The organism is Aeromicrobium sp. SP1 (assembly GCF_055663785.1).
In genome coordinates, this window is sequence record NZ_JBQVVK010000001.1 from 384,696 (window position 1) to 406,558 (window position 21,863).

Genomic DNA, 21,863 nt, shown 5'->3' on the forward strand with positions numbered 1-21,863 from the left:
TAGCCTGAACGCATGCCCCGAGTCGCCACGAACACGCCGGTCGCGCTGGACGAGTTGCTGGCGTTCGTGCGTCCTCGCCACCGGATGCTGGTGATCACCCGGCGGGCCGACGGAGCACCCCAGGCGTCGCCGGTGACCGGCGGCGTCGACGACGACGGCCGCGTCGTGATCGCGACCTATCCCGAGCGGGCCAAGACCCGCAATGCGCGACGCAACGACGAGGTCAGCGTCGTGGTGCTCTCCGACGACTGGGACGGGCCCTGGGTCCAGGTCGACGGCCGGTGCGAGGTCCTCGACGCCGTCGACGGCGAGGCGGCGCTGGACGCGTTCGTCGAGTACTTCCGGAACATCTCCGGTGAGCACGGCGACTGGGACGAGTACCGCCGGGCGATGGTCGACCAGGGCAAGTCCCTGCTGCGGATCACCCCGGAACGCTGGGGACCGGTCGCGACGGGCGGTTTTCCGCCGCGTCTCGCAGACCGGTGAAATTTTTCTCGTGCCGGGTGTCGTATCGGCGGTGCCCCGTTCGTGGTCAGGGTGGAAGGCGGTCATCGAGTCCGCCACGGAATCTAGGAGAACTGTCATGACGCACTACCTGCTTTCGGTCCACGGCCCCGTCGAGCGCTCCGAGTTCGGCAACTACGGCTCGAAGGAGGCCATGGAAGCGGCGTTCGCGGCGACCGGTGCCTTCAACGACCAGCTGCAGGCCGACGGCTACTGGGTCTACGCCGGCGGGCTCGAGCCGGCCGACACGGCCACCGTGGTCGACGGGAGCGGCGCCGAGCCGGTCATGACCGACGGGCCCTACCTCGAGTCCAAGGAGGTCATCGGCGGCTTTTGGATCATCGACGCACCGGACCTCGACGTGGCACTCAAGCTGGCCGCAGCGGGGTCGAAGGCGTGCGGCGGCACGGTCGAGGTGCGACCGTTCCAGGGTCTGGCCTGAGCCATTCCCCGATGACATCGGAAGCCACGGCGGCCGTCGAGCGGGTCTTCCGCGAGGAGTACGGCCGTCTGATCGCCTCGCTCGTCCGCCGGTTCGGTGACATCGACCTGGCCGAGGACGCGGCGAGCGAGGCGCTCACGGTCGCGCTGTCGACGTGGCCCGAGTCCGGGCCGCCGCCCAACCCCGGCGCCTGGCTGACCACGACCGCGGCCCGCCGGGCCATCGATCGGATCCGCCGTGAGAAGTTGCGCGACGCCAAGCACGAGGCCGCCTCGATGATCTTCGATCCCACCCCCGCCGAGCCCACCGGTCCGATCGAGGACGACCGGCTGCGGCTGATCTTCACGTGCTGCCACCCGGCCCTCGCGCCGGAGGCCCGGATCGCCCTGACGCTGCGCCTGCTCGGCGGACTCACCGTGGCCGAGATCGGTCAGGCGTTCCTCGTGCCCGAGACGACGATGGCCCAGCGGATCACCCGCGCCAAGCGCAAGATCGCGGCGGCGAACGTGCCGTTCCGGGTCCCCGCGGCCGCCGACCTGCCTCGCCGGGTGGACGGTGTCCTCACGGTGCTCTTCCTGATCTTCAACGAGGGCTATCTCGCCAGCGGTCCGGCCGTGGCGCCGGTGCGCGACGATCTCACCGCCGAGGCGATCCGGCTCACCAGGATCGTCCGTGAGCTGCTTCCCGAGGACGGAGAGGTGGCGGGTCTGCTGGCGCTCATGCTGATGACCGAGGCCCGGCGCCCCGCGCGGATCTCGGCGAGCGGCGAGCTGGTCACCCTCGCCGAGCAGGACCGCGGGGCGTGGGACGCCGCCCTCGTCGCCGAGGGGCACCGGCTGGTCCGCGAGCGACTCGTCTCCGGCGTGGCACCCGGCCGGTACCAGTTGCTCGCGGCGATCAATGCCGTCCACACGTCGGCCCGCGACGCCCGCGACACGGACTGGTCGCAGGTCGTCGCCCTGTACGACCAGCTCGTGCGACTCGATCCCTCGCCGGTCGTCGCGCTCAATCGCGCCGTCGCGATCGCCGAGCTCGACGGCCCCGAGGTGGCCCTCGCCGAGGTCGACCGGCACGCCGGCGCGCTGGACGGCTACCACGCCCTCCATGCCGTGCGCGCCGACCTGTTGCGGCGGCTGGGACGCAGCCGTGAGTCGCGCGAGGCCTACGACCGGGCCATCGAGCTGGCCGGGAACACCGCAGAGGCCGCCCACCTCACACGGCGTCGCGACCAGCTGGGATGACCCGTCCGGCAGGGGTGCCGTGGACTCAGGTCACAGGGGATCGAGCGGGTCGGCCGCCACGGCGGCGGCCCGGGCCGGTCGGACGAGGGAGTGACCCCCGGCGAGCCAGCGGCCCACGGGCCCGGCGTCGTTGACCAGGACCGACCCGAGGACCGCCGCCGCGAGGAACACCCACGCGATGACGTACAGCCACGCCAGGTACGTGAAGGCGACGCCGATCGAGCCGTAGTGCAGGGCGCTGGCCTCGAGCGATCGCGGCAGCCACAGGTCGGTGAAGGGGCGCATCAGGACGTTCACGACGCCGAAGATGAGCGCGCCGGGCATGAGCCCGCGCACGGTCACCTGGCCGTTCAGCAGGATCCACGGCACGAACAACGCAGCGGCGACGTACAGGGCCAGCGTGAGGACGAGGGTCCACAGCTCGGGCGGCGGGAGGTCCTTCGTGAGCTGATCCATGCGCCGGACCACGACGAGGGTCAGGACCAGGCCGACGACGACCGCGACCCACCGCCACGCCGAGCGGAGCGAGCTCTTCGGGCGCGGCAGCGACCAGATCACCGCGAACGCCCGGGCCAGCGCGCGCGACAGGCTCGTCGCCGACGCGATCACGATGATCGTGCCGATGATGCCGAACGTCGTCGAGGCGCCGGAGTTCATCGCATCGTCGACCTGCGCCGCCGCATCGGGAGGCAGATCAAGGGTGGACACCAGTACGTTGTCGGCATGGCCGAACCACGACGCCATCAGGATCAGCATCGGGAAGACCGATGTGAACAACTGCGCTGCGACGGCCATCGAGCGGTCGAAGATCTCGATCCTCTGCAGACCCCACGCGAATCCGAGCAGCACCCGGCCGACCCATGAATCGAGGATCAGGTCCGCCACCGACCGCAACCGCGTCGGCAGTATGCCGAGAGCGCGGTCCAGTTGCGCCCGTTGCTCGGGGGTCGGGGTGCTCACGGGTCAACCGTAGTCATCCCGGTGCCTGCTGCAGGCCGCGACGGCCCGGTGTCGCGGTGATTCGACACACCACCCATCCAGTCGCGCGTCGACTCCGAATGACACGCGACCCATCCGATCGCGCGCCGGCGCCGAATGACCGAGGTGAACGTGTCCCGGACTGAACCACATCAGCCCGCTACGCCCCGACTCGCCGTGATCGGGTCGGGCATAGCCGGCCTCAGCGCGGCGTGGTTCGCCACGCGCGCGGGGGCGCGCGTGGTGCTCTACGAGGCCGACGAGCGTCTCGGCGGACACGCCGACACGCACCGGGTGACCGACGGTGACCGCGAGCTGGCGATCGACACCGGCTTCATCGTGCACAACCGCCGCACGTACCCCGTGCTCTGCCAGTTGTTCGACGAGCTCGGCGTCGAGACCCAGCCGTCCGAGATGTCGCTCTCGGTCCGCGACGCGGAGGGCCGCGAGTGGGCCGGCGCGAAGGGCCGACGAGGCCTGTTCCCCGACGCGGCCCGACTGCGCGATCCGGGCCACTGGCGCATGCTCGTCGAGATCCCGCGGTTCCACCGCGCGGCACGACGACTGCTCGCGGCGGACCCCGGGACGCAGGACGAGATCACGCTCGACGCGTTCCTGGACCAGCACCGCTTCGGTCCGCGACTGCGCACGCACTACATCCGGGCGCTCGTCGCGGCCGTCTGGTCGTGCGATCCCGAGCTCGCCGGGCGATATCCGGCGCGCTACCTGTTCGCGTTCCTGGCCAACCACGGGATGCTCTCGGTGTTCGGCAGCCCGAGCTGGCGCACCGTCACCGGCGGCTCGCACGAGTACGTGCGGCGGGTCGCGAAGCAGCTCCCGGACGTCCGGCTCGCGACGCCCGTCACGAGCATCGTCGAGGATGCCGAGGCGATCACGGTCCGCGACGCCACGGGTCACGAGGAGCGCTTCGACCGCGTCGTCGTCGCGACGCACCCGGCCCAGGCCCTCGCCCTGCTCGGCGAGCCGACACCGTTGCAGCGCGACGTGCTGTCGGCGATGCCGTACTCGCCGAACCCGGCGCTGCTGCACACCGACGAGCGGCTGCTGCCGCGCACCGAGGGCGCCCGCGCGTCGTGGAACCTCGCCCTGGGGGACGAGACCACGGTGACGTACGACCTCACCCGGCTGCAGCTACTGCCCACCGCGACGCGCTACCTCGTGACCCTCGGCGGGGAGCATCTCGTCGATCCCTCGACGGTCATCGCGCGGATGGACTACGAGCACCCCGCCTACACGCCCGAGTCGGTCGCCGCGCAGCGCCGGCTCCCCGAGATCGAGACGGACCGGCTCGCCTTCGCGGGCGCCTATCACGGCTGGGGCTTCCACGAGGACGGCGCGCGCTCCGGACTCGACGCGGTGCGCCGGCTGGGCCTCGCGGCCCCGGCCCACCACGAGGCCGAGCGCGGACCCGACGTGCACCTCACCCGCGTGCGGCACCAGCGGCGGCAGCCGTTCGTCCGCGGGTTCGAGCAGCGGTCCGCGATGTGGGTCGTCGACCTCGACGCCCAGCTCGCCCGGCAGGAGGGACAGTCGCGCTGGCGGCGGCTCACCCGCGGCACGATCGAGGCGCGCGACCACCTCGGCGAGCCCGGCTCGACCCTGCGCCAGAACCTCGCGGGTTTCCTCGCCCGGCACGGCATCGAGCTCGGCGACGCACGGGTCCGGCTCATGACCCACCCGCGGGCCTTCGGCTTCTGCTTCAACCCGATCAGCGTGTGGTGGTGCACCCGACCCGACGGCACCCCGCTCGCGACCGTGGTCGAGGTGCACAACACGTACGGCGACCGCCACGCGTACCTGCTCGCCGGGGATCCCGACCAGGAGCAGCGGGTGGCCAAGGCGATGTACGTGTCGCCGTTCCACGACGTCGAGGGCTCGTACCGCGTGCTGGCGCCGGTCCCCGACGAGCGGCTCGACGTCCGGGTCGAGCTCGACCTGCCCCACGGCCCGCCGTTCCACGCATCCATCAGCGGCGAGCGGGTACCCGGGCACGAGTGGCGCGCGGCGACCGCCGGCCTGCTCGACCGCATCGCCATCACGGGGCACGGCGTCATCCTCTGGCTGCGCCGACTGCCCATTCGACCGAGGCCCACCCACCACCAGGAAGGCGTCCGATGACCACCATTCGACCGACCGTCACCCGTTGGCCGTCACTCGACCTCCCGCGCCGCGCGTGGCCCACCGGCGTCCGCGCCGCCGTGGCGCGCCGCCTCTTCGAGTCGGCGGTCTCGCGGCTCGACGTCACGGTTGAGCTCGAGGGTCGCTCGTACGGCCGCGGCGGCCCGATCATGACGATCCACCGGCCGAGCGAGTTCTTCGCGCGGCTCGGCACGCATCCGTCGACGGGCTTCGGCGAGTCGTACATGACCGGCGCGTGGGACGCGCCCGAGCTCGGTGAGTTCCTCACGGTGCTCGCCGCCCGGATCAGCACGCTCGTGCCGCGTCCGCTCCAGGTCCTGCGTGGCGCCGTGATGCCGCGTCCGCCCCGCGACGAGCGCGGCGCGCGGGCCGACACCCAGCGCGTCGTCGGCCACCACTACGACCTGTCGAACGACCTGTTCGCGTTGTTCCTCGACCCGACGATGACCTACTCGGCGGCGCTGTTCGACTCGACCGAGGAAGATCTCCAGACGGCCCAGGAGCGCAAGCTGGACCGCCTGCTCGACCTGGCCGAGGTGGGCGACGGGACCCGTCTGCTGGAGATCGGATCGGGCTGGGGGTCCATGGCGATCCGCGCGGCCCGACGCGGTGCCCGGGTCCGCACGATCACCCTGTCGGTCGAGCAGCAGCAGTTGGCCCGTGAACGGGTCGCCGCCGCCGGCCTCGGCGACCTCGTCGACGTCGACCTGTGCGACTACCGCGACCTCGACGGCACGTACGACGCCGTCGTGTCGGTCGAGATGATCGAGGCCGTCGGGTGGCGGCACTGGCAGACCTACTTCGCGACGATCGACCGGGTGCTGGCGCCCGGGGGGAAGGCCGCGATCCAGGCGATCACGATGCCCCATGACCGCATGAAGGTCACCCGGAACACCCACACGTGGGTGACGAAGTACATCTTCCCCGGCGGTTTCCTGCCGTCCGTGCAGGCGCTGGAGGAGGCCACCGACGACACCGCGCTGAGCCTCGAGTCCGCCTTCGCGTTCGGCTCGCACTACGCCGAGACGTTGCGCCGCTGGGACGAGCAGTTCGTGGCCAGGGCCGCCGAGGTCGAGGACCTCGGCTTCGACCACACGTTCCGCCGGATGTGGCACTTCTACCTCGAGTACTCGAGGGCAGGCTTCGCCTCGGGGTACCTCGACGACCACCACCTCGTCTTCGCGAAGGAGGCCGTCCGATGACGGGACTGGCGGAGCGCGTCTCGACCGTGCTGCAGCCCGTCGTCGGCGACCTGCCGGTGCGGCTGGAGATGTGGGACGGCTCGGCGACCGGACCCACGTCGGCCCCGGTCGTGCGCCTCACGTCCCCGCGGGCCCTGCGGCGGCTGCTGTGGAGTCCGGGCGAGCTCGGCGCGGCACAGGCGTACGTGACGGGTGAGGCCGAGATCGACGGTGATCTCGACGCCGCGCTGACGAGCCTGCTGGCTGCGGGCCGCGAGGTCGGGCCGATGCCGCGCACGCGCATCGCCACGACGGTCGCCAGGTCGATCCCGCTGCTCGTGCGGGCCGGGGCGATCGGTCCGCCGCCCGCTGCGCCGGCATCCCAGGCCGTCGTCCGGGGCCGGCTGCACTCCCGTGACCGCGACCGCGAGGCGATCCACCACCACTACGACCTGTCGAACGAGTTCTACTCGCTGATCCTGGACCCGTCGATGGCCTACTCGTGCGCCTACTTCACGACACCCGACGTCACCCTCGAGCAGGCCCAGCACGACAAGCTCTCGCTCGTGTGCCGCAAGCTCGGACTCGAGGAGCGCAGCCGGCTGCTCGACGTCGGCTGTGGCTGGGGCTCGCTGACGATCCACGCGGCGAAGCACTTCGGTGCCCAGGTCGTCGCGGTGACGATCGCACAGGAGCAGCGCGACCACGTCGCCGCGCGCGTCGCGCAGGAGGGTCTGGAGGATCGCGTCGAGGTGCGGCTGTGCGACTACCGCGACGTCGCGGGGGAGTTCGACGCCGCCGTGTCGATCGAGATGGGCGAGCACGTCGGGCAGGAGAACTACCCCGTGTTCGTGCGGGTGCTGCACGACCGCGTGCGCCCCGGTGGCAGCGTCCTGGTGCAGCAGATGTCGCGGCAGGGCCGGTGGCCCGGTGGTGGCCCGTTCATCGAGAGCTTCATCGCCCCCGACATGTACATGCGCCCCGTCGGCGAGACCGTCGCGCTGCTCGAGCAGGGCGGGCTCGAGGTGCGCGACGTGCACGATCTGCGCGAGCACTACGTGTGGACCGTGGCCGGGTGGATCGAGAACTTCGAGCGTCACGTCGACCGGCTCACGGAACTCGTGGGGGAGGAGGTCATCCGGGTGTGGCGGCTGTACCTCGCCGGTGGTGCCGCCGCGTTCCGTGACGGCCGGATGGGCGTCGACCAGCTGCTCGCGGTGCGGCCCGCGTGACCGGCGTCCTCGTCGCGGCCGTCGTCGCGGTGGTCCTCGTCATGGCGGTCGGTGCCGTGGCCTCGCGGGCCCGTGACACCTTCGCGATCGTCGATGTCGTGTGGCCGGTCGCGTTCGCGGTCGGGATGGCTGCGTCCGCGGTCGTGGGCCTGACCGGCGACCTGGGTGAGTCGTGGCGCACGGTGCTCGTCCTCGTGCTTGTCCTGGGGTGGGCGGCGCGGCTGGCGATGCACCTGGGCCGGCGCACGTTCTCGGCCGAGGAGGACGATCCGCGCTACGTCGAGTACATGGGCGGGTCGGCTCGCGAGGTGCCGTTCGTCGCGCTGCTGTCGAAGGTCTACGGACTGCAGGCCGTCCTCGTGCTCGTCGTCGGCTACGCGGTCTTCGCGGCGCCCGCGCTCACGGTGGCGTGGTCGTGGGTCGTGGTCGTCGGTGTGCTGGCGTGGATCGCCGGCGTCGTGGTCGAGGCCGTCGCCGACCGCCAGTTGGCCGCCTACCGCGCGACGCCGAAGGACCAGCGGGAGTCGATCCTGCGCACGGGGATCTGGTCGTGGAGCCGGCATCCGAACTACTTCGGTGAGGCCGTCACGTGGTGGGGCCTGTGGCTCGTGGCGGGCGCCGCGAGCGGCTGGGCACCGCTGCTGTGGACGCTGCCCGCGCCGATCGTGCTGACCGCGATCGTCACGGTCGTCTCGGGGGTCCGGATCGCGGAGCGGCGCATGCGCGGTCGCCCCGGCTGGGACGACTACGAGTCCCGCACGTCGGTGTTCGTGCCCCTGCCGCCGCGGCGGTGAGGACCTCCGCCGCGAGTGCTCGCGGCGGTTCCTCCGTCAGGCGACCTCCGGCAGGGCACCCGCGCGGAGCCGGCTCAACAGCGCCGACAGGCGACGCGAGACCTGAACCTGGCTGATCCCGAGCCGCTCACCGATCTGGCTCTGGCTGAGCTCGTCGATGAACCGCCAGAACAGCAGCTGGCGGTCCGGCCGGGGCAGGTCGGCGCACAACCGCCGCAGGGTCAGCAGGTCGTCGACGCGGCCGAACCCCGGATCGACGAGGCCCGGACCCGTGCGGGCGTCGGCATCGACCGAGGCCAGCGTGTAGGAGGCCCCGGCCTGCGCGGCCTCGCGCACGTCGGTCTCGGGAACGCCGAGCCGCGTCGCGAGTCGGGCCGTGTTCAGCGACGTGACCGGCTCGTCCGTCTCGGCGTTCAGGCGGGCTCGCACCTCCTGGACACGACGCGGCGGTCGCATCGCCCAGCCGTGGTCACGGAAGTGTCGCTTCAGCTCGCCGCGGATCGTGGCCGCGGCGAACGGCGGGAAGTCGCCACAGGCCGGGTCGAAGCGGTCGGCCGCGCTGACCAGTCCGAGGCGGGCGACCTGCACGAGGTCGTCCACCTCGATGCCGCGACCGGCATAGCCGTGCGCCAACCGGGTCGCGAGTTCCAGGTGGTCGAGAATCAGACGATGTAGTGCAGGGGCGTGCATGGCGACCTCTCACAAAAAGTGGTGGCCGGCTGCTTGACCACCTCCAACGTCGCAGTACCCGCCCTCGGTCGCAACCTGAGGCGGGTGGGCCGCGGAGAGGCCGGGCTCGGATCAGTCCGGCGGCTCCTGCTCTGCTGGCGCCTCGGGAGCCTCGGGTGCCACCTCGTCGGGAGCGGTCGCGGGGTCGTCGACGTCGGGCCCTTCCGCAGGAGCCTCGGGATGGGGAGTGCTCATGGTGGTTCCTTCCTGTCGTGGATGTACCCGGGGCGTACCCGCCGGTCGGCCGTCCATGCGTGCGTCGCAGTGGTGCATGGATCGCGCGGGGCTGGGTACTCCTTCGACACCAGCTGTCGAGAGGACATCCATGCGAGCAGTGACGTGGCACGGCCGGCGCGACATCCGCGTCGACGAGGTGCCCGACCCGGTGATCGAGCGTGACGACGACGCGATCGTGAAGGTCACGACGACGGGCCTGTGCGGGTCCGATCTGCACCTCTACGAGGTGCTCGGGCCGTTCATGACTCCCGGCGACGTGCTGGGCCACGAGACGATGGGCGAGGTCGTCGAGGTCGGCTCCGCTGCCGACCGGCTCAAGGTCGGCGACCGGGTGGTCGTGCCCTTCCAGATCGCGTGCGGCCGCTGCTACATGTGCGAGCGCGGCCTGCAGACCCAGTGCGAGACCACGCAGGTGCGCTCGCAGGGCACCGGTGCCGCGCTGTTCGGCTACAGCAGCCTCTACGGCAGCGTGGCGGGCGGCCAGGCCGAGTACCTGCGGGTGCCGCACGCGGACTACGGACCGATCGTCGTGTCGGGCGACCTGCCGGACGAGCGCTACGTCTACCTCTCGGACGTCATGCCGACGGCGTGGCAGGGGGTCGAGTACGCGAACGTCCGCGAGGGCGACACCCTGGCGGTCGTCGGGCTCGGTCCGATCGGTGACATGGCGGCGAGGCTCGCGCTGCACCGTGGCATCCGGGTGGTCGGCTTCGACCTCGTGCCCGAGCGCGTCGAGCGGGCCCGGGCGCGTGGCGTGGAGGCGTTCAACGCCGCCGAGCACGACCCCGCGGACACCGTCATGACACTGACCTCCGGGCGCGGTGCGGACGGGGTCATCGATGCGGTCGGCATGGAGGCGCACGGCTCGCCCGTCTCGACGGTGGCCCATCGGGCGACGTCCCTGCTGCCGTCGGCCGTCGGCCGGGCGATCCTGCAGAACGTGAGCATCGACCGGATGGCGGCGCTCATGACGGCGTTCAGCCTCGTGCGGCGAGGGGGCACCGTGTCGATCAGCGGCGTGTACGCCGGCACGGTCGACCCGCTGCCGATGCAGCAGCTGTTCGACCGCCAGATCACGCTGCGGATGGGCCAGGCGAACGTGCGTCGCTGGGTCGACGACCTGCTGCCGCTCGCGGAGGCGTCGGGCGACCCGCTGGGCCTGCAGGACTTCGCCACGCATCGACTCGGCCTCGACGCCGCGCCGGAGGCGTACGCGCAGTTCCAGGCGAGGCAGGACGGCATGGTGAAGGTCCTGTTCAACCCGTCGGCACGGCTGGGTGCCCCATGACGACGATCGCCGTCGGCGCGACGACGGGCCTGCCCGCCGCGCGCGGTGAGCTGAGCGCGGCGGTCCTCGGCGCGCTCACGGGCACGTCCTCGTGGAGCACGCTGGCGTCCGTCGGTCCCGACGACGACGCCGATGCGCTGCTCACCCTGTGGCTGTGCCACGAGCTGCACCACCGCGGCCTTCGCGGCGTCGACGACGACGCCGAGTGGCGACCGGAGCTGATCGCGGTGCGGTGCGAGCTGGAGGCCGACCTCGAGGACCGGTTGCGGGAGCGAGCCCGGGGACGCCTGCCCGCCGAGGTCGACCCCGACGCCCTGCTCGCCTTCGTGCACGAGCACGGTGGCCGCTCGCTCGCCCGCTTCGTGCAGCGGGACGCCGACGCCGATCAGGTGCGCGAGCTGCTGGAGCTGCGTTCGATCTACCACCTCAAGGAGGCCGATCCGACGACGTGGGTGATCCCGCGGCTGCCGGTCCGCGCACGCGCCGCGCTCGTCGAGCTGCAGTACGACGAGTACGGCGCAGGGCGCGGTGACCGCCTGCACGCGAACCTCTTCGCCCGGGGGATGGCGGCCGCCGGCCTCGACTCGCGGGAGGGTGCCTACGTCGACCTGGCCCCCGTCGAGGTGCTGGAGCAGAACGTGGCGCTGACGATGTTCGGCCTGCGCCGCCGCCTGCGGGGTGCGGCCGTCGGTCACCTCGTCGCGTTCGAGGCGTCCAGCGCGGTCCCGTCCCGCCGGATGGCGCAGGGCCTGCGTCGGCTCGGATTCCCCGAGGTGCTGGCCGAGTACTACGACGAGCACGTCGAGGCCGATGCGGTGCACGAGCAGACCGCCGCCCGCTTCATCGCCGGCGCCCTGCTCGAGGCCGAGCCCGAGTTGGCCGAGGACGTCGCGTTCGGCGCGTTCACGGCCCTCGACCTCGAGGACCGCTTCGCCCGTCACCTGCTCGGGAGGTGGGGACGTGGCTGACCCCGACGTCGTCGTGTGCCCCGGCGGACCGCTGTTGCTGCGCGGCGACCACACCGTGCAGGCGGCCGACGGCAGCCTGCACCGCACCCAACGACCCGTCAGCGCCGTGTGCCGCTGCGGGCTCACCGCGACCGGTCCGTGGTGCGACGGAACCCACCAACTGCTCGCAGGTCGCACGGAACGACAGGAGCGCGGATGACCACCCACTCGTCGACGATCGGGCCCTACGTGCGCGCCCACCTCGCGGGCGCCTCCGCGGGCATCGCGCTGTTCGGGAACTCCCATCAGACCGATCCGCAGATCCGCGCGGCCGTGGCCGAGATCCACGGCGAGCTCCTCGAGGAGCGCGCCTTCCTGCGGCGCCTCGCCGACGACCTCGACGTCCGCGAGGTGCGGCTCGTCGGGTTGGCGGCGCGTGCCGCCCTGGGCTTGACCCGCCTGACCTTCCGCGGGCCGGGCCTGCGGCGCAGTGGACTGACCGAGCTCGGCGAGCTGGAGGTCATGCACGACGCCGTCTCAGGAAAGCTCGCCGGATGGCGCGCGCTGCGCTGCGTCAGCGACGACCTCCCGTGCTCGGCGACCGAACTCGACGAGCTGATCGACCAGGCCGAGCGTCAGCGAGCACGACTTGCCGACGCGCATTCCCACGTGTGCGCCCGCGACCTGCGGGTGTGATGCGTGCCCGGATCCCCACCCGAAGGAGACGACATGAGTGACGACCCCGCGTTCCCCGCCCAGCAGCAGGCCCCGCCCGGCACCACCGCGGCGATGGATCCCCGGCCCGACCACGGCGAGGACAGCTACGTGGGATCCGGGCGGCTGCGGGGCCGGCGCGCCCTCATCACCGGGGGTGACTCCGGCATCGGCCGCGCCGTCGCGATCGCCTACGCGCGTGAAGGGGCGGACGTCGCCATCACCCACCTGCCCGACGAGGCCGAGGACGCCGCCGAGACGCGACGCCTCGTCGAGGCGGAGGGCCGCACGGCCGTGGTGATCGAGGCCGACCTGCGCGACAGCGCGACGTGCGACCGGGTCGTCGCCCGGGCCGCGGAGGGACTCGGCGGTCTCGACATCCTCGTGAACAACGCGGGCTACCAGATGGCCCGGGACGAGGGGCTCGCCGACATCGACGACGAGCGGCTCGAGCGCACCTTCCGCACGAACCTGTTCGCGCTGTTCTGGCTGACCCGGGCCGCGCTGGCGCACCTCGGTGAGGGCTCGTGCGTCATCAACAACTCGTCGATCCAGGCGTTCGCGCCGTCGACGAGCCTGCTCGACTATGCGGCGACGAAGGCGGCGATCAACAACGCCACGGTGAACCTCGCGGCCGAGCTCGGGCCGAAGGGGATCCGCGTCAACGCGGTCGCGCCGGGACCCATCTGGACGCCGCTGCAGCCCGCGACCCAGCCGCCGGAGAAGATCGAGCAGTTCGGCAAGGACACCCCGATCGGGCGAGCGGGCCAGCCGGCCGAGGTGGCCCCGGCGTTCGTGTTCCTCGCCTCGGCGAGCGACGCGAGCTACGTGTCCGGGACGGTGCTCGGTGTCACCGGCGGAAAGCCGGTGTTCTGATGCTGCAAGGAGCACCGGAGGAGGACGCGGAACGTTCCCTGCTCTTCGGGGGCCGGCCCATCGAGTACGACGACACCGTCCTGGAGCCGCGGCCGTGGACCGAGGCGCAGTCCCTGTGGGGCCGCGAGCTGTTGTCGGAGGCCGACCCCGGCCCGCTGCTCGAGCTGTGCTCGGGTGCGGGCCACATCGGTCTGCTCGCCGTCCACTCCACGGGGCGACGGCTCGTGCAGGTGGACAGCAGTCTCACCGCATGTGCGTGGGCGTGCCGCAACGCCACCGCGTGGGGCATCGAGAGCGACATCAGGCACGCACCGATGGCCGAGGCCCTCGATCCCGACGAGCGATTCCCCGTCATCCTCGCCGACCCGCCGTGGGTGCCGAGCTCGCGCGTCGACGAGTTCCCGCGGGATCCGCTCACGGCGATCGACGGCGGCGATGGCGGACTCGACGTCGCCGTGGAGTGTCTCGACGTGATCGCCCGCCACCTCGCCCCCTTCGGCCGTGCCGTGCTCCAGCTCGGCACCCTCGGTCAGGCCCGGCGACTCGAGACCTCGGCCCGCGACCGTGGCCTCGAGGTGCTCGAGGTGCGGGAGTACGACCGGGGTGGGGTCCTCATCCTGATGATGGCGAGGTCGTGAGAGGTCAAGCCGAAGAAATTGGGCCTGTGGACAACGCTCTTGTGTCAGTCCGAATCGGTTAGAATGGGAACATCAGTTCGTAGTTCTGGCGTGAAGGTCGGGGGAATCGTGAGTCAGTTGCTGGCGCAGATTGGGTCGGGGCCGCGGGTCTTGGCTGCGGCGCGTGCGAGCGATCTTGATGCGTTGACTCCGGGCGAGTTGGCTGACGCGACTCGGGTGGTGCAGTCGGTGCTGCGGGAGGCGCAAGCCCTGAACCTGGCCCTGTTGGCTGCGGCGGATCGCAAGAACGCGCACCGGACCACGGATGCGACGTCGTTGACGGCGCTCGTCGCGCGGGAGGCCGGGGTGTCGACGCGGGAGGCTGCATCGCAAGTGCGGTTGGCGAATCGGCTCGAGTCGGCGCCGCGGGTCAAGGAGGCTTTGGCGAAGCCGGGAATGTCTCCGGCCAAGGCACGCATCGTGACGGCCGCGCTCGACGACCTGCCGGTGGACTTGAGCGCCGACCAACGGGACCGGGTCGAGGCGGACCTGACCACCGCGGCACCTGCGATGTCGGTCGAGCAGTTGGGTCGCAAGGCGGCCCGGGCGGTCGAGATCGTCGACCGGGAGCGCGCGGACCGGATCGAGAACGCCCGGCTGGAACGGGCCGAGCATGCCCAACGCCAGTTGAGCGAGTTTTGGATCGGTCAGCCCGATGAGACCACCGGTCTGGTGTCGTTCGGTGGCAGGACCGACCCGGTCAGCGCGGACATGCTGCGCGCGGTGATCGAGTCCAAGACCAATCCCCGCCGCCGCGCGATCACCGAACGTCAGCAGGACGCCCCGGTGGTTGAGCCTGTCGAAACCACATCGCTGTCCCCGTCGCAGAAGGCCGGTGAGGCGTTCACGGAGATCGTCCGGCACCTGCCGCGCGATTGCTACGGCAACCACGGCGGCGTCGCCGCGACTCTGGTCGTCACCGTCGACGAGACCACGCTGCGCGGCGAGACCGATCGGGCCGGGGTGACCGAGTACGGCACCCGCATCTCCGCTGGCCAGCTCCGCAAACTCGCCTGCGACGCCGGGATCCTGCCGGTCGTCATGAACGGGACCTCACAGGTGCTCGATGAGGGCCGGACCAAACGGCACCACACCGCCGCCCAACGCATCGCCCTCGCCCAACGCGACCTGGGCTGCGCGTTCCCCGGCTGCGACCGACCACCAGGCTGGTGCGAAGCCCACCACGTGATCCCGTGGAGTCGCGGTGGGCCCACCAACACTCAGACCGGCGTGCTGCTGTGCGGACATCACCACCGGTTCGTGCACGAGGCGGACATACCGATCCGGTTCGCCAGCGACGGCATGCCCGAGTTCCTCGTGAAGGGCAGTTGGCAACGCAACCAGCGCTACCGACCGCTCGCCGCCTGAGCGCGGCGCGGGTCGGCCTGCCCGGGAGTTCCGCGGTCGGCCAGGACGCCGAGCACGACGGGCACGGTCAGCACCGCCGCCACGGCGGTGAGCGCGCCGAAGCTCCACGCCGCCACCACCAGTCCGGCGAGCAGTCCGCCGGCGGCACCGGCAAGGTTCATCGACAGGTCGCTGAAGCCCTGCACGAGCGGCCTCACGTCGGGATCGACGCTGCGAGTCAGCAGGGCGGCGCCGGCGATGACCGACATTGACCAGCCGGTGCCCAGCAGGATCAGGCCGATCGTGATCTGGACCTCCGAGCGGCCCGCCGTTCCAGCGATGCCGCACGCGAGGATCAGGACGGCCTGGCCCATCAGGATCGTCGGCTCGGGTCCCCAGCGGTCGGTCAGCCAGCCGAACACGGGGGAGAGGGCGAACATGCCCGCGATGTGCAGGCTGATCGTCAGACCGATGACCTCCAGCTCGGCGCCGTGACCCAGCATGTGCACGGGTGTCAGCGCCATGACCGCGACCATCACGGCATGCGACAGCGCGACCGCCGCGATCGCGAGGGCGACCCGGCCGCGGACGTGCGGCAGTGCGGTGAGGATGCGAGGGGCACGGTGGCCCGCGGCGCTCGGCTCCAGCGGATCCGGCCGCAGCAGCAGCCACGTCAGCACGCCGGCGGCCGCGAATGCCACCGCCGCGAACACCTGGGGTCCGGCGAGGGCGGGGATGCCGAGCGACTCGGCGACCGTCGCGCCCGGTCCGGTGAGGTTCGGACCCGCGACCGAGCCGATCGTCGTCGCCCACACCACGAGTGAGATCGAGCGACCCACGTCGGCCGGTTGGGCCCGGTCAGCCGCGGCGAAGCGCGACTGCAGGTTCGCCGCCGTGCTCGCCCCGAACAGCAGGAAGCCGAGCAGCAGGACGGGCAGCGAGGACCACTCGGCGCCCATGACCACCGTCGCGGCACCCAGCGCCCCGCCGAGCCAGCCCAGCGTCAGCGCCGGTCGGCGGCCGCGTCGCACCGCCAGGTTCGACAGCGGGACAGTGAACAGCGCCGCGCCGAGCGTCAGGGCGACGACCGCGAGGCCCGCCCACCCGGCCGAGTCGGTGACCTCCTTGAGGAGCAGGGCCCCGACCGCGAGCCCGGCGCCGTTGCCGATGCCGCCGACGACCTGCACGAGCGCGAGCGTTCCGATCGTGCGCCGCTGTGCAGGCCAGGCGGCGGTCACCTCAGGCCCAGATCGTGACGCGCTCGGCCGGATCGAGCCACAGCGCGTCGGTCTCGGTCAGACCGAACGCCGCATAGAACGCGTCGACGTTGCGCACGACCTGGTTGCAGCGGAACTCCGGCGGCGAGTGCGGGTCGACCGTGAGCCGGCGGATCGTCTCGGCGGGGCGCACCTTGCCCTGCCAGGCGAGGGACCACGACAGGAAGAACCGCTGGTCGGGGGTGTAGCCGTCGATCTCGACGGGCTCCTGGCCCTCGGTCGCGAGCTTGAAGGCCAGATAGGCGATGCCGAGACCGCCGAGGTCGCCGATGTTCTCGCCGATCGTGAGCGCACCGTTGACGGTCTGGCCGTCGGCGCCGTCGGGGGACAGGTCGTCGTACTGGCCGATGATCTTCGCCGCGAGCGCGTCGAACGCCGCCCGGTCCTCGTCGGTCCACCAGTTCCGCAGCGCGCCGGTGCCGTCGTAGTGCGAGCCCTGGTCGTCGAAGCCGTGGCCGATCTCGTGACCGATCACCGAGCCGATCGCCCCGTAGTTGACCGCGTCGTCGGCGTCGGCGTCGAAGAACGGCGGCTGCAGGATGGCGGCCGGGAAGACGATCTCGTTCATCGTCGGGTTGTAGTAGGCGTTGACGGTCTGCGGGGTCATGTACCACTCGTCGCGGTCGATCGGCGCGCCGATCTTGGCCAGCTCGCGGTCCATCGCGACGGCCTGCGCCCGACGGGCGTTGCCGAGCAGGTCGGCCGGGTCGGTGACGAGGGCCGAGTAGTCCTTGAAGTTCTCGGGGTGGCCGATCTTCGGGGTGAAGGCGTCGAGCTTCTCCAGCGCGCGCTGCTTCGTCTCGTCGCTCATCCACGGCAGCCGACGGATGCTGATCCGGTACGCCTCGATGAGGTTCTCGATCAGCTCACCCATGCGGGCCTTCGCCACGGCGGGGTACTCGGTGCGGACGTAGATCTTGCCGACGGCCTCGCCCATCGAGCCCTCGACGAAGCCGATGCCACGCTTCCAGCGCGGACGCAGCTCGTCGGTGCCCTGCAGGGTCTTGCCGTAGAAGTCGAAGTTGGCCTGGACGAACGCGTCGGACAGGTAGGAGGCGGCGCCGTGCACGAGCTGCGAGCGCAGCCAGTCCTGCCACGCGGGCAGCAGGTCGTCGGTGAGCAGCTCCTGCAGTCCCTCGAGGTACGACGGCTGCGAGACGACGGCCTCGGCCAGCACGACCGGCTCGATGCCGGCAGCCGCGGCCCACGTCGACCAGTCGAACGCGGGCGTGAGCGCGCCGTACTGCTCGGCCGACATGAGGTTGTAGGTCTTCTGCGCGTCACGGCAGGCGACTCGGTCCCAGTGGTGCGACGCGATGCGGGTCTCGAGGTCGAGCACGCGGGCGGCACGCTGCTCCGGCTCGTCGAGTCCGGCCAGCGCGAGCATCGTGCCGACGTGGGCGACGTACGCCTCGCGGATGGGCGCGAACTGGTCCTCGCGGTAGTACGACTCGTCGGGCAGGCCGATGCCGGACTGGACCACGTGGGTGACGTATCGGTCGGGGTTGCCGCGGTCGGGTGCGATGTACAGGCCCATGACGCTGTTGACGCCCGCGCGCTCGAGGGCGCCGAGGGTCCGGACGAAGTCGGCCACCGACCCGATCGTGTCGATCGTCGCCAGATCGGCCGCGATCGGCTGGGCATCGAGCGCCTCGATCCGCTCGGTGTCCATGAAGCTCGTGTAGAGGTCGCCGATCTTGCGCTCCTCGTCGTCCTGCGGCGACTCGGCGCAGCGTTCGACGATCGTGCGGACCAGGTCCTCGGCCTCGTCGAGGAGGTTCACGAACGCTCCCGCCGTCGCCCGGTCGGGCTTGATCGGGGCGTCGCGCAGCCACGGTCCGTTCACGTATCGGAACAGGTCGTCCTGGGGACGGATCTGGGAGTCGAAGGTCGCGGAATCCAAGCCGTGGGTCACGGCGATTAGGCTACACAGCGTGGCGAATCGCACCGAGGTGGAACTGTCCGTCGTCCGCACCGAGGAGCTCGCCCCGAGGTTGCGTCGCGTCGTGCTGGGCGGGCCGGCGTTCGCCGAGTACCTCGCCTGTCACCTGCCGACGACCGACACGTACGTCAAGCTCGTGTTCGCCGGCGACGATCCCGACGATCGCCCCGTGCTCCGGACCTACACGATCCGCTGGGTCGACGCCGAGGCCGAGGAGCTGGCGATCGACTTCGTGACGCACGGCGCCGAGGGCATCGCCGGCCCGTGGGCGCAGGCCGCGCAGCCGGGCGACTCGCTGAGGTTCCGTGGCCCCGGCGGCGCCTACGCTCCGAAGCCCGAGGCCGACCATCACCTCTTCGTCGGCGACGAGGCCGCCCTGCCCGCGATCGCCGCGTCGGTGGCGACGCTCGCCCCCGGCGTCGCGGCCACGGCGTTCGTCGAGGTGGACGGGCCGGAGCACGAGATCGCGCTGCCGTCGCCGGGCGACCTGACGATCCACTGGCTGTACCGCGACGGCGCCGCGCCTGGCACGACGACGCTGCTGGACGACGCGGTGCGCGCGTGGGACTTCCCGGCCGGCCGCGTCCAGGCGTTCGTGCACGGCGAGTCGGCGCTGCTGAAGTCGGTCCGGCCGTACCTGCTCGACGGTCTGGTCGAGCGCTCGGACATCTCCGTCTCGGCCTACTGGCGCCGCGGCGTCACCGAGGAGGGCTTCCGGGCGTGGAAGTCCGAGCAGTCCGAGGCCGTCATGCGCCCGGGAGTCGCCCCGACCCGCTGATCGGCATATCGAGATCCCACCGGACCCGCTGACCGGCATGTCGAGATCCCACCGGACCCGCTGATCGAGTAGCACGCGAGCGCAGCGAGCGGCGTATCGAGATCACCGGTCGGCGGCCGAGGCGGGACCGCCGGGTAGCCTCGACGGGTGACCGAACTGCGCAACGTCGCCGTGATCCTGGCCGGTGGCACCGGCACCCGGGTGGGCCTGTCGATCCCCAAGCAGCTCATCAAGATCGCGGGCAAGACGATCCTCGAGCACACGATCGCCGTCTTCCAGGCGGCCGAGTCGATCGACGAGATCGTCATCCTCATGGCGCAGGGCCACCTCGACCCCGTGCACGCGATCGTCCGCGACGGCGCCTACCCGAAGGTCACGCAGGTGCTCGAGGGCGGCGCGACCCGCAACGAGACCACGAGCCTGGCGTTGCAGGCCCTCGGCGACGGCGAGTGCAACGTGCTGTTCCACGACGCCGTGCGTCCGCTCGTGTCGCAGAAGATCATCGCCGACGTCGTCGAGGCGCTCGGCGACTACGAGGCCGTCGACACCGCGATCCCGTCCGCCGACACGGTCGTCCAGGTGCACGCCGAGCGCACCGGTGAGCTCGACACGATCGAGGACGTCCTGCGCCGCGACCTGCTGCGCCGCGGCCAGACCCCGCAGGCCTTCCGCGCGTCGGTCATCCGCGACGCGTACGAGAAGGCCTGGCAGGACCCCGACTTCACCGCGACCGACGACTGCACGGTCGTCCTGCGGTACCGGCCCGACGTCCCGATCGCGGTCGTGCAGGGCCACGAGCGGAACATGAAGGTCACCGAGCCGATCGACGTCTACATCGCCGACAAGCTCTTCCAGCTGGCCTCGGCCGAAACCCCCGCCGAGCTCGACGACGACCAGTACCGCGAGGCGCTCGCGGGCCGGACGATGGTCGTGTTCGGCGGCTCGTACGGGATCGGCGGCGACATCGCGAAGCTCGCCGAGTCGTATGGCGCGACCGTCTTCTCCTTCTCGCGCTCCGCCACGGGCACCCACGTCGATCGTCGTGAGGACGTCGCGGAGGCCGCCCGTGAGGTGATCGCGAAGACCGGCCGGGTCGACTTCGTCGTCAACACCGCGGGCGTCCTGCCCATCGGTGACCTCGCCGACACGAGCGAGGAGACGATCTGGGCCGCGACCGAGATCAACTACCTCGCGCCGATCTTCATCGCGCAGGAGTTCCGGCCGCTGCTGGCCGAGTCCGACGGCTCCCTGCTGCTGTTCACGTCGTCGTCCTACACGCGCGGCCGCAAGGGCTACTCGCTTTACTCGTCGGCGAAGGCCGCGACCGTCAACCTCACGCAGGCGCTCGCGGACGAGTGGGCCGGCTCGGTCCGGGTCAACTGCGTCAACCCGGAGCGCACCGGCACCCCGATGCGGACGAAGGCCTTCGGTGACGAGCCGGCCGGCACGCTGCTGTCGTCGGAGGAGGTCGCCAAGCGCTCGCTCGACGTCCTGCTCGCCCCGATGACCGGCCACGTCATCGACATCCGTCGCGAGGACGGCCCCGCCGCCATCGGCGGGGGTCACTGACCCGACCGGTGGTCGAGTAGCTGGGCGAGGTACGAGCCCGCGTATCGAGACCACCATCGGACCCGCCCCGCTGGTCGAGTGCCGCGAGGAACGAGCGGTGTATCGAGACCACGTATAGAGGTCTCCCATGAGGCCCACGCCGGGCGTACGCTCCGAGGATGAGCGCAGATGAGCTGCTGCCGCCGTTGCCACCCGACGCCTTCGAGCGCGTCCTGTGCGTCGTGGCCCACCCCGACGACGTGGAGTACGGCACGTCCTCGGCCGTGGCGCGGTGGACGAGCGAGGGCGTGGACGTCGCCTACCTGTTGTTGACCCGCGGTGAGGCGGGCATGGACGCGCTGCCGCCGGAGGAGACGGCAGAGCTGCGTCAGCGCGAGCAGATCACGGCCTCGGAGGTCGTGGGCGTCTCGGACGTGCAGTTCCTGGACTACCCCGACGGAGTCCTCGAGTACTCGCTGGCGATGCGGCGGGACATCTCGAGGGCGATCCGCCGGTTCCGGCCCGACGCCGTGGTGGTGGGCTCGTGGAACGTGGAGTTCGTCGCCGGTCTGAACCAGGCCGATCACCGGGTGGCCGGGATGGCGACGCTCGACGCCCTGCGCGACGCCGGCAACCGGTGGGTGTTCCCCGAGCTGCTCTCGGAGGGGCTGGACCCGTGGTCGCCGCGGTGGCTGCTCGTCTCCGGTGACGAGCGCCCGACCCACGGCGTCGACGTCACCGGCGACCCGCTCGAGAAGGGGATTGCGTCGCTCGAGGCGCACGGCCAGTACCTCGCGGGGATCGAGGGACACCCGCCGCCGCGCCCGATGATCACGGGCATCACGGCGATGCAGGGGCGGCAGTTGGGCGTCGCGCACGCGGTGCTGTTCCGCGCCTTCGACTTCCACGCTCCGCCGCCGATCGCGCGCGAGGCGATGGAGCTGGGCGGAGGGGCCGGCCCGCCGACCTGA

22 protein-coding genes are annotated in these 21,863 nt (G+C 71.6%); 17 read left to right on the top strand and 5 right to left on the bottom strand.

The genetic code is table 11. The features are described from left to right. The first annotated feature begins 12 nt into the window (after nucleotides 1-12). The 3 genes from ACT26F_RS01885 to ACT26F_RS01895 all read left to right on the top strand — a co-directional run bounded on the left by ACT26F_RS01885 (nucleotide 13) and on the right by ACT26F_RS01895 (nucleotide 2,187). On the top strand, nucleotides 13-486 hold the full coding sequence (locus tag ACT26F_RS01885) for a PPOX class F420-dependent oxidoreductase (protein ID WP_471668781.1): 474 nt from the start codon (nucleotides 13-15) through the stop codon (nucleotides 484-486). A 97-nt stretch (nucleotides 487-583) separates the two neighbouring features. Next, complete coding sequence (locus ACT26F_RS01890) at nucleotides 584-946, top strand: YciI family protein (RefSeq protein ID WP_471668782.1); 363 nt, start codon at nucleotides 584-586, stop codon at nucleotides 944-946. A gap of 11 nt (nucleotides 947-957) precedes the next feature. Continuing rightward, nucleotides 958-2,187, top strand: a complete 1,230-nt coding sequence (locus ACT26F_RS01895) for an RNA polymerase sigma factor (RefSeq protein WP_471668783.1) — start codon at nucleotides 958-960, stop codon at nucleotides 2,185-2,187. A 30-nt stretch (nucleotides 2,188-2,217) separates the two neighbouring features. Here the strand turns inward: ACT26F_RS01895 and ACT26F_RS01900 are convergent, their stop codons facing one another. Next, a complete protein-coding gene (locus ACT26F_RS01900; RefSeq protein ID WP_471668784.1) occupies nucleotides 2,218-3,147 on the bottom strand; it encodes a YhjD/YihY/BrkB family envelope integrity protein in 930 nt (309 codons plus the stop codon). Between the two features lie 135 nt (nucleotides 3,148-3,282). Between ACT26F_RS01900 and ACT26F_RS01905 the strand changes: the two genes are divergently transcribed. Genes ACT26F_RS01905 through ACT26F_RS01920 form a run of 4 tightly spaced genes read left to right on the top strand, consistent with a single transcriptional unit; the run spans nucleotide 3,283 to nucleotide 8,532 of the window. Then, nucleotides 3,283-5,304 carry an FAD-dependent oxidoreductase gene (locus ACT26F_RS01905; RefSeq protein WP_471668785.1) on the top strand — a complete coding sequence of 674 codons (2,022 nt, stop codon included), beginning with the start codon at nucleotides 3,283-3,285 and terminating at the stop codon, nucleotides 5,302-5,304. Continuing rightward, entirely contained in the window at nucleotides 5,301-6,527 is a 1,227-nt protein-coding gene (locus ACT26F_RS01910) for a class I SAM-dependent methyltransferase (protein ID WP_471668786.1), read from the top strand. The genes ACT26F_RS01905 and ACT26F_RS01910 overlap by 4 nt, the downstream gene beginning before the upstream one ends. Continuing rightward, nucleotides 6,524-7,738, top strand: coding sequence for a class I SAM-dependent methyltransferase (locus ACT26F_RS01915; protein WP_471668787.1), 1,215 nt, complete (start codon nucleotides 6,524-6,526; stop codon nucleotides 7,736-7,738). The genes ACT26F_RS01910 and ACT26F_RS01915 overlap by 4 nt, the downstream gene beginning before the upstream one ends. Continuing rightward, entirely contained in the window at nucleotides 7,735-8,532 is a 798-nt protein-coding gene (locus ACT26F_RS01920) for a DUF1295 domain-containing protein (protein ID WP_471668788.1), read from the top strand. Before ACT26F_RS01915 ends, ACT26F_RS01920 begins: the two co-directional genes overlap by 4 nt. Before the next feature lie 36 nt (nucleotides 8,533-8,568). On the opposite strand, the gene ACT26F_RS01925 is transcribed toward ACT26F_RS01920, so the two are convergent. Next, nucleotides 8,569-9,222 (bottom strand): sigma-70 family RNA polymerase sigma factor, encoded by a 654-nt coding sequence (locus tag ACT26F_RS01925; protein ID WP_471668789.1) that lies wholly within the window; start codon nucleotides 9,220-9,222, stop codon nucleotides 8,569-8,571. Between the two features lie 111 nt (nucleotides 9,223-9,333). Continuing rightward, a complete protein-coding gene (locus ACT26F_RS01930; RefSeq protein WP_471668790.1) occupies nucleotides 9,334-9,456 on the bottom strand; it encodes a hypothetical protein in 123 nt (40 codons plus the stop codon). Between the two features lie 130 nt (nucleotides 9,457-9,586). On the opposite strand from ACT26F_RS01930, the gene ACT26F_RS01935 reads away from it, so the two are divergent. The 7 genes from ACT26F_RS01935 to ACT26F_RS01965 all read left to right on the top strand — a co-directional run bounded on the left by ACT26F_RS01935 (nucleotide 9,587) and on the right by ACT26F_RS01965 (nucleotide 15,368). After that, on the top strand, nucleotides 9,587-10,786 hold the full coding sequence (locus ACT26F_RS01935; RefSeq protein ID WP_471668791.1) for an alcohol dehydrogenase catalytic domain-containing protein: 1,200 nt from the start codon (nucleotides 9,587-9,589) through the stop codon (nucleotides 10,784-10,786). Beyond that, nucleotides 10,783-11,754, top strand: a complete 972-nt coding sequence (locus ACT26F_RS01940) for an iron-containing redox enzyme family protein (protein WP_471668792.1) — start codon at nucleotides 10,783-10,785, stop codon at nucleotides 11,752-11,754. Before ACT26F_RS01935 ends, ACT26F_RS01940 begins: the two co-directional genes overlap by 4 nt. Continuing rightward, entirely contained in the window at nucleotides 11,747-11,953 is a 207-nt protein-coding gene (locus tag ACT26F_RS01945) for a CDGSH iron-sulfur domain-containing protein (RefSeq protein WP_471668793.1), read from the top strand. Before ACT26F_RS01940 ends, ACT26F_RS01945 begins: the two co-directional genes overlap by 8 nt. Further along, nucleotides 11,950-12,429: a hypothetical protein gene (locus ACT26F_RS01950; RefSeq protein ID WP_471668794.1), complete on the top strand. Its 480-nt coding sequence runs from the start codon at nucleotides 11,950-11,952 to the stop codon at nucleotides 12,427-12,429. Before ACT26F_RS01945 ends, ACT26F_RS01950 begins: the two co-directional genes overlap by 4 nt. A 33-nt stretch (nucleotides 12,430-12,462) precedes the next feature. Continuing rightward, the gene (locus ACT26F_RS01955; RefSeq protein ID WP_471668795.1) at nucleotides 12,463-13,323 is read left to right on the top strand and encodes an SDR family oxidoreductase; all 861 of its coding nucleotides are present in this window, start codon (nucleotides 12,463-12,465) and stop codon (nucleotides 13,321-13,323) included. After that, on the top strand, nucleotides 13,323-13,961 hold the full coding sequence (locus ACT26F_RS01960) for a methyltransferase (protein WP_471668796.1): 639 nt from the start codon (nucleotides 13,323-13,325) through the stop codon (nucleotides 13,959-13,961). Before ACT26F_RS01955 ends, ACT26F_RS01960 begins: the two co-directional genes overlap by 1 nt. 108 nt (nucleotides 13,962-14,069) lie before the next feature. After that, the gene (locus ACT26F_RS01965; protein ID WP_471668797.1) at nucleotides 14,070-15,368 is read left to right on the top strand and encodes an HNH endonuclease signature motif containing protein; all 1,299 of its coding nucleotides are present in this window, start codon (nucleotides 14,070-14,072) and stop codon (nucleotides 15,366-15,368) included. Here ACT26F_RS01965 and ACT26F_RS01970 read toward each other — a convergent pair. Further along, nucleotides 15,347-16,585 (bottom strand): MFS transporter, encoded by a 1,239-nt coding sequence (locus tag ACT26F_RS01970; RefSeq protein WP_471668798.1) that lies wholly within the window; start codon nucleotides 16,583-16,585, stop codon nucleotides 15,347-15,349. The two genes, ACT26F_RS01965 and ACT26F_RS01970, sit on opposite strands and share 22 nt — an antisense overlap. A 1-nt stretch (nucleotide 16,586) precedes the next feature. Next, nucleotides 16,587-18,539 carry a M13 family metallopeptidase gene (locus ACT26F_RS01975; RefSeq protein WP_471668799.1) on the bottom strand — a complete coding sequence of 651 codons (1,953 nt, stop codon included), beginning with the start codon at nucleotides 18,537-18,539 and terminating at the stop codon, nucleotides 16,587-16,589. A gap of 19 nt (nucleotides 18,540-18,558) precedes the next feature. Here ACT26F_RS01975 and ACT26F_RS01980 point away from each other — a divergent pair, with 19 nt between their 5' ends. The 3 genes from ACT26F_RS01980 to ACT26F_RS01990 all read left to right on the top strand — a co-directional run bounded on the left by ACT26F_RS01980 (nucleotide 18,559) and on the right by ACT26F_RS01990 (nucleotide 21,863). Next, nucleotides 18,559-19,344 carry a siderophore-interacting protein gene (locus ACT26F_RS01980; RefSeq protein WP_471668800.1) on the top strand — a complete coding sequence of 262 codons (786 nt, stop codon included), beginning with the start codon at nucleotides 18,559-18,561 and terminating at the stop codon, nucleotides 19,342-19,344. 147 nt (nucleotides 19,345-19,491) lie between these two features. Further along, nucleotides 19,492-20,913, top strand: coding sequence for an SDR family NAD(P)-dependent oxidoreductase (locus ACT26F_RS01985; protein WP_471668801.1), 1,422 nt, complete (start codon nucleotides 19,492-19,494; stop codon nucleotides 20,911-20,913). 158 nt (nucleotides 20,914-21,071) lie between these two features. Then, a complete protein-coding gene (locus tag ACT26F_RS01990) occupies nucleotides 21,072-21,863 on the top strand; it encodes a PIG-L deacetylase family protein (protein ID WP_471668802.1) in 792 nt (263 codons plus the stop codon).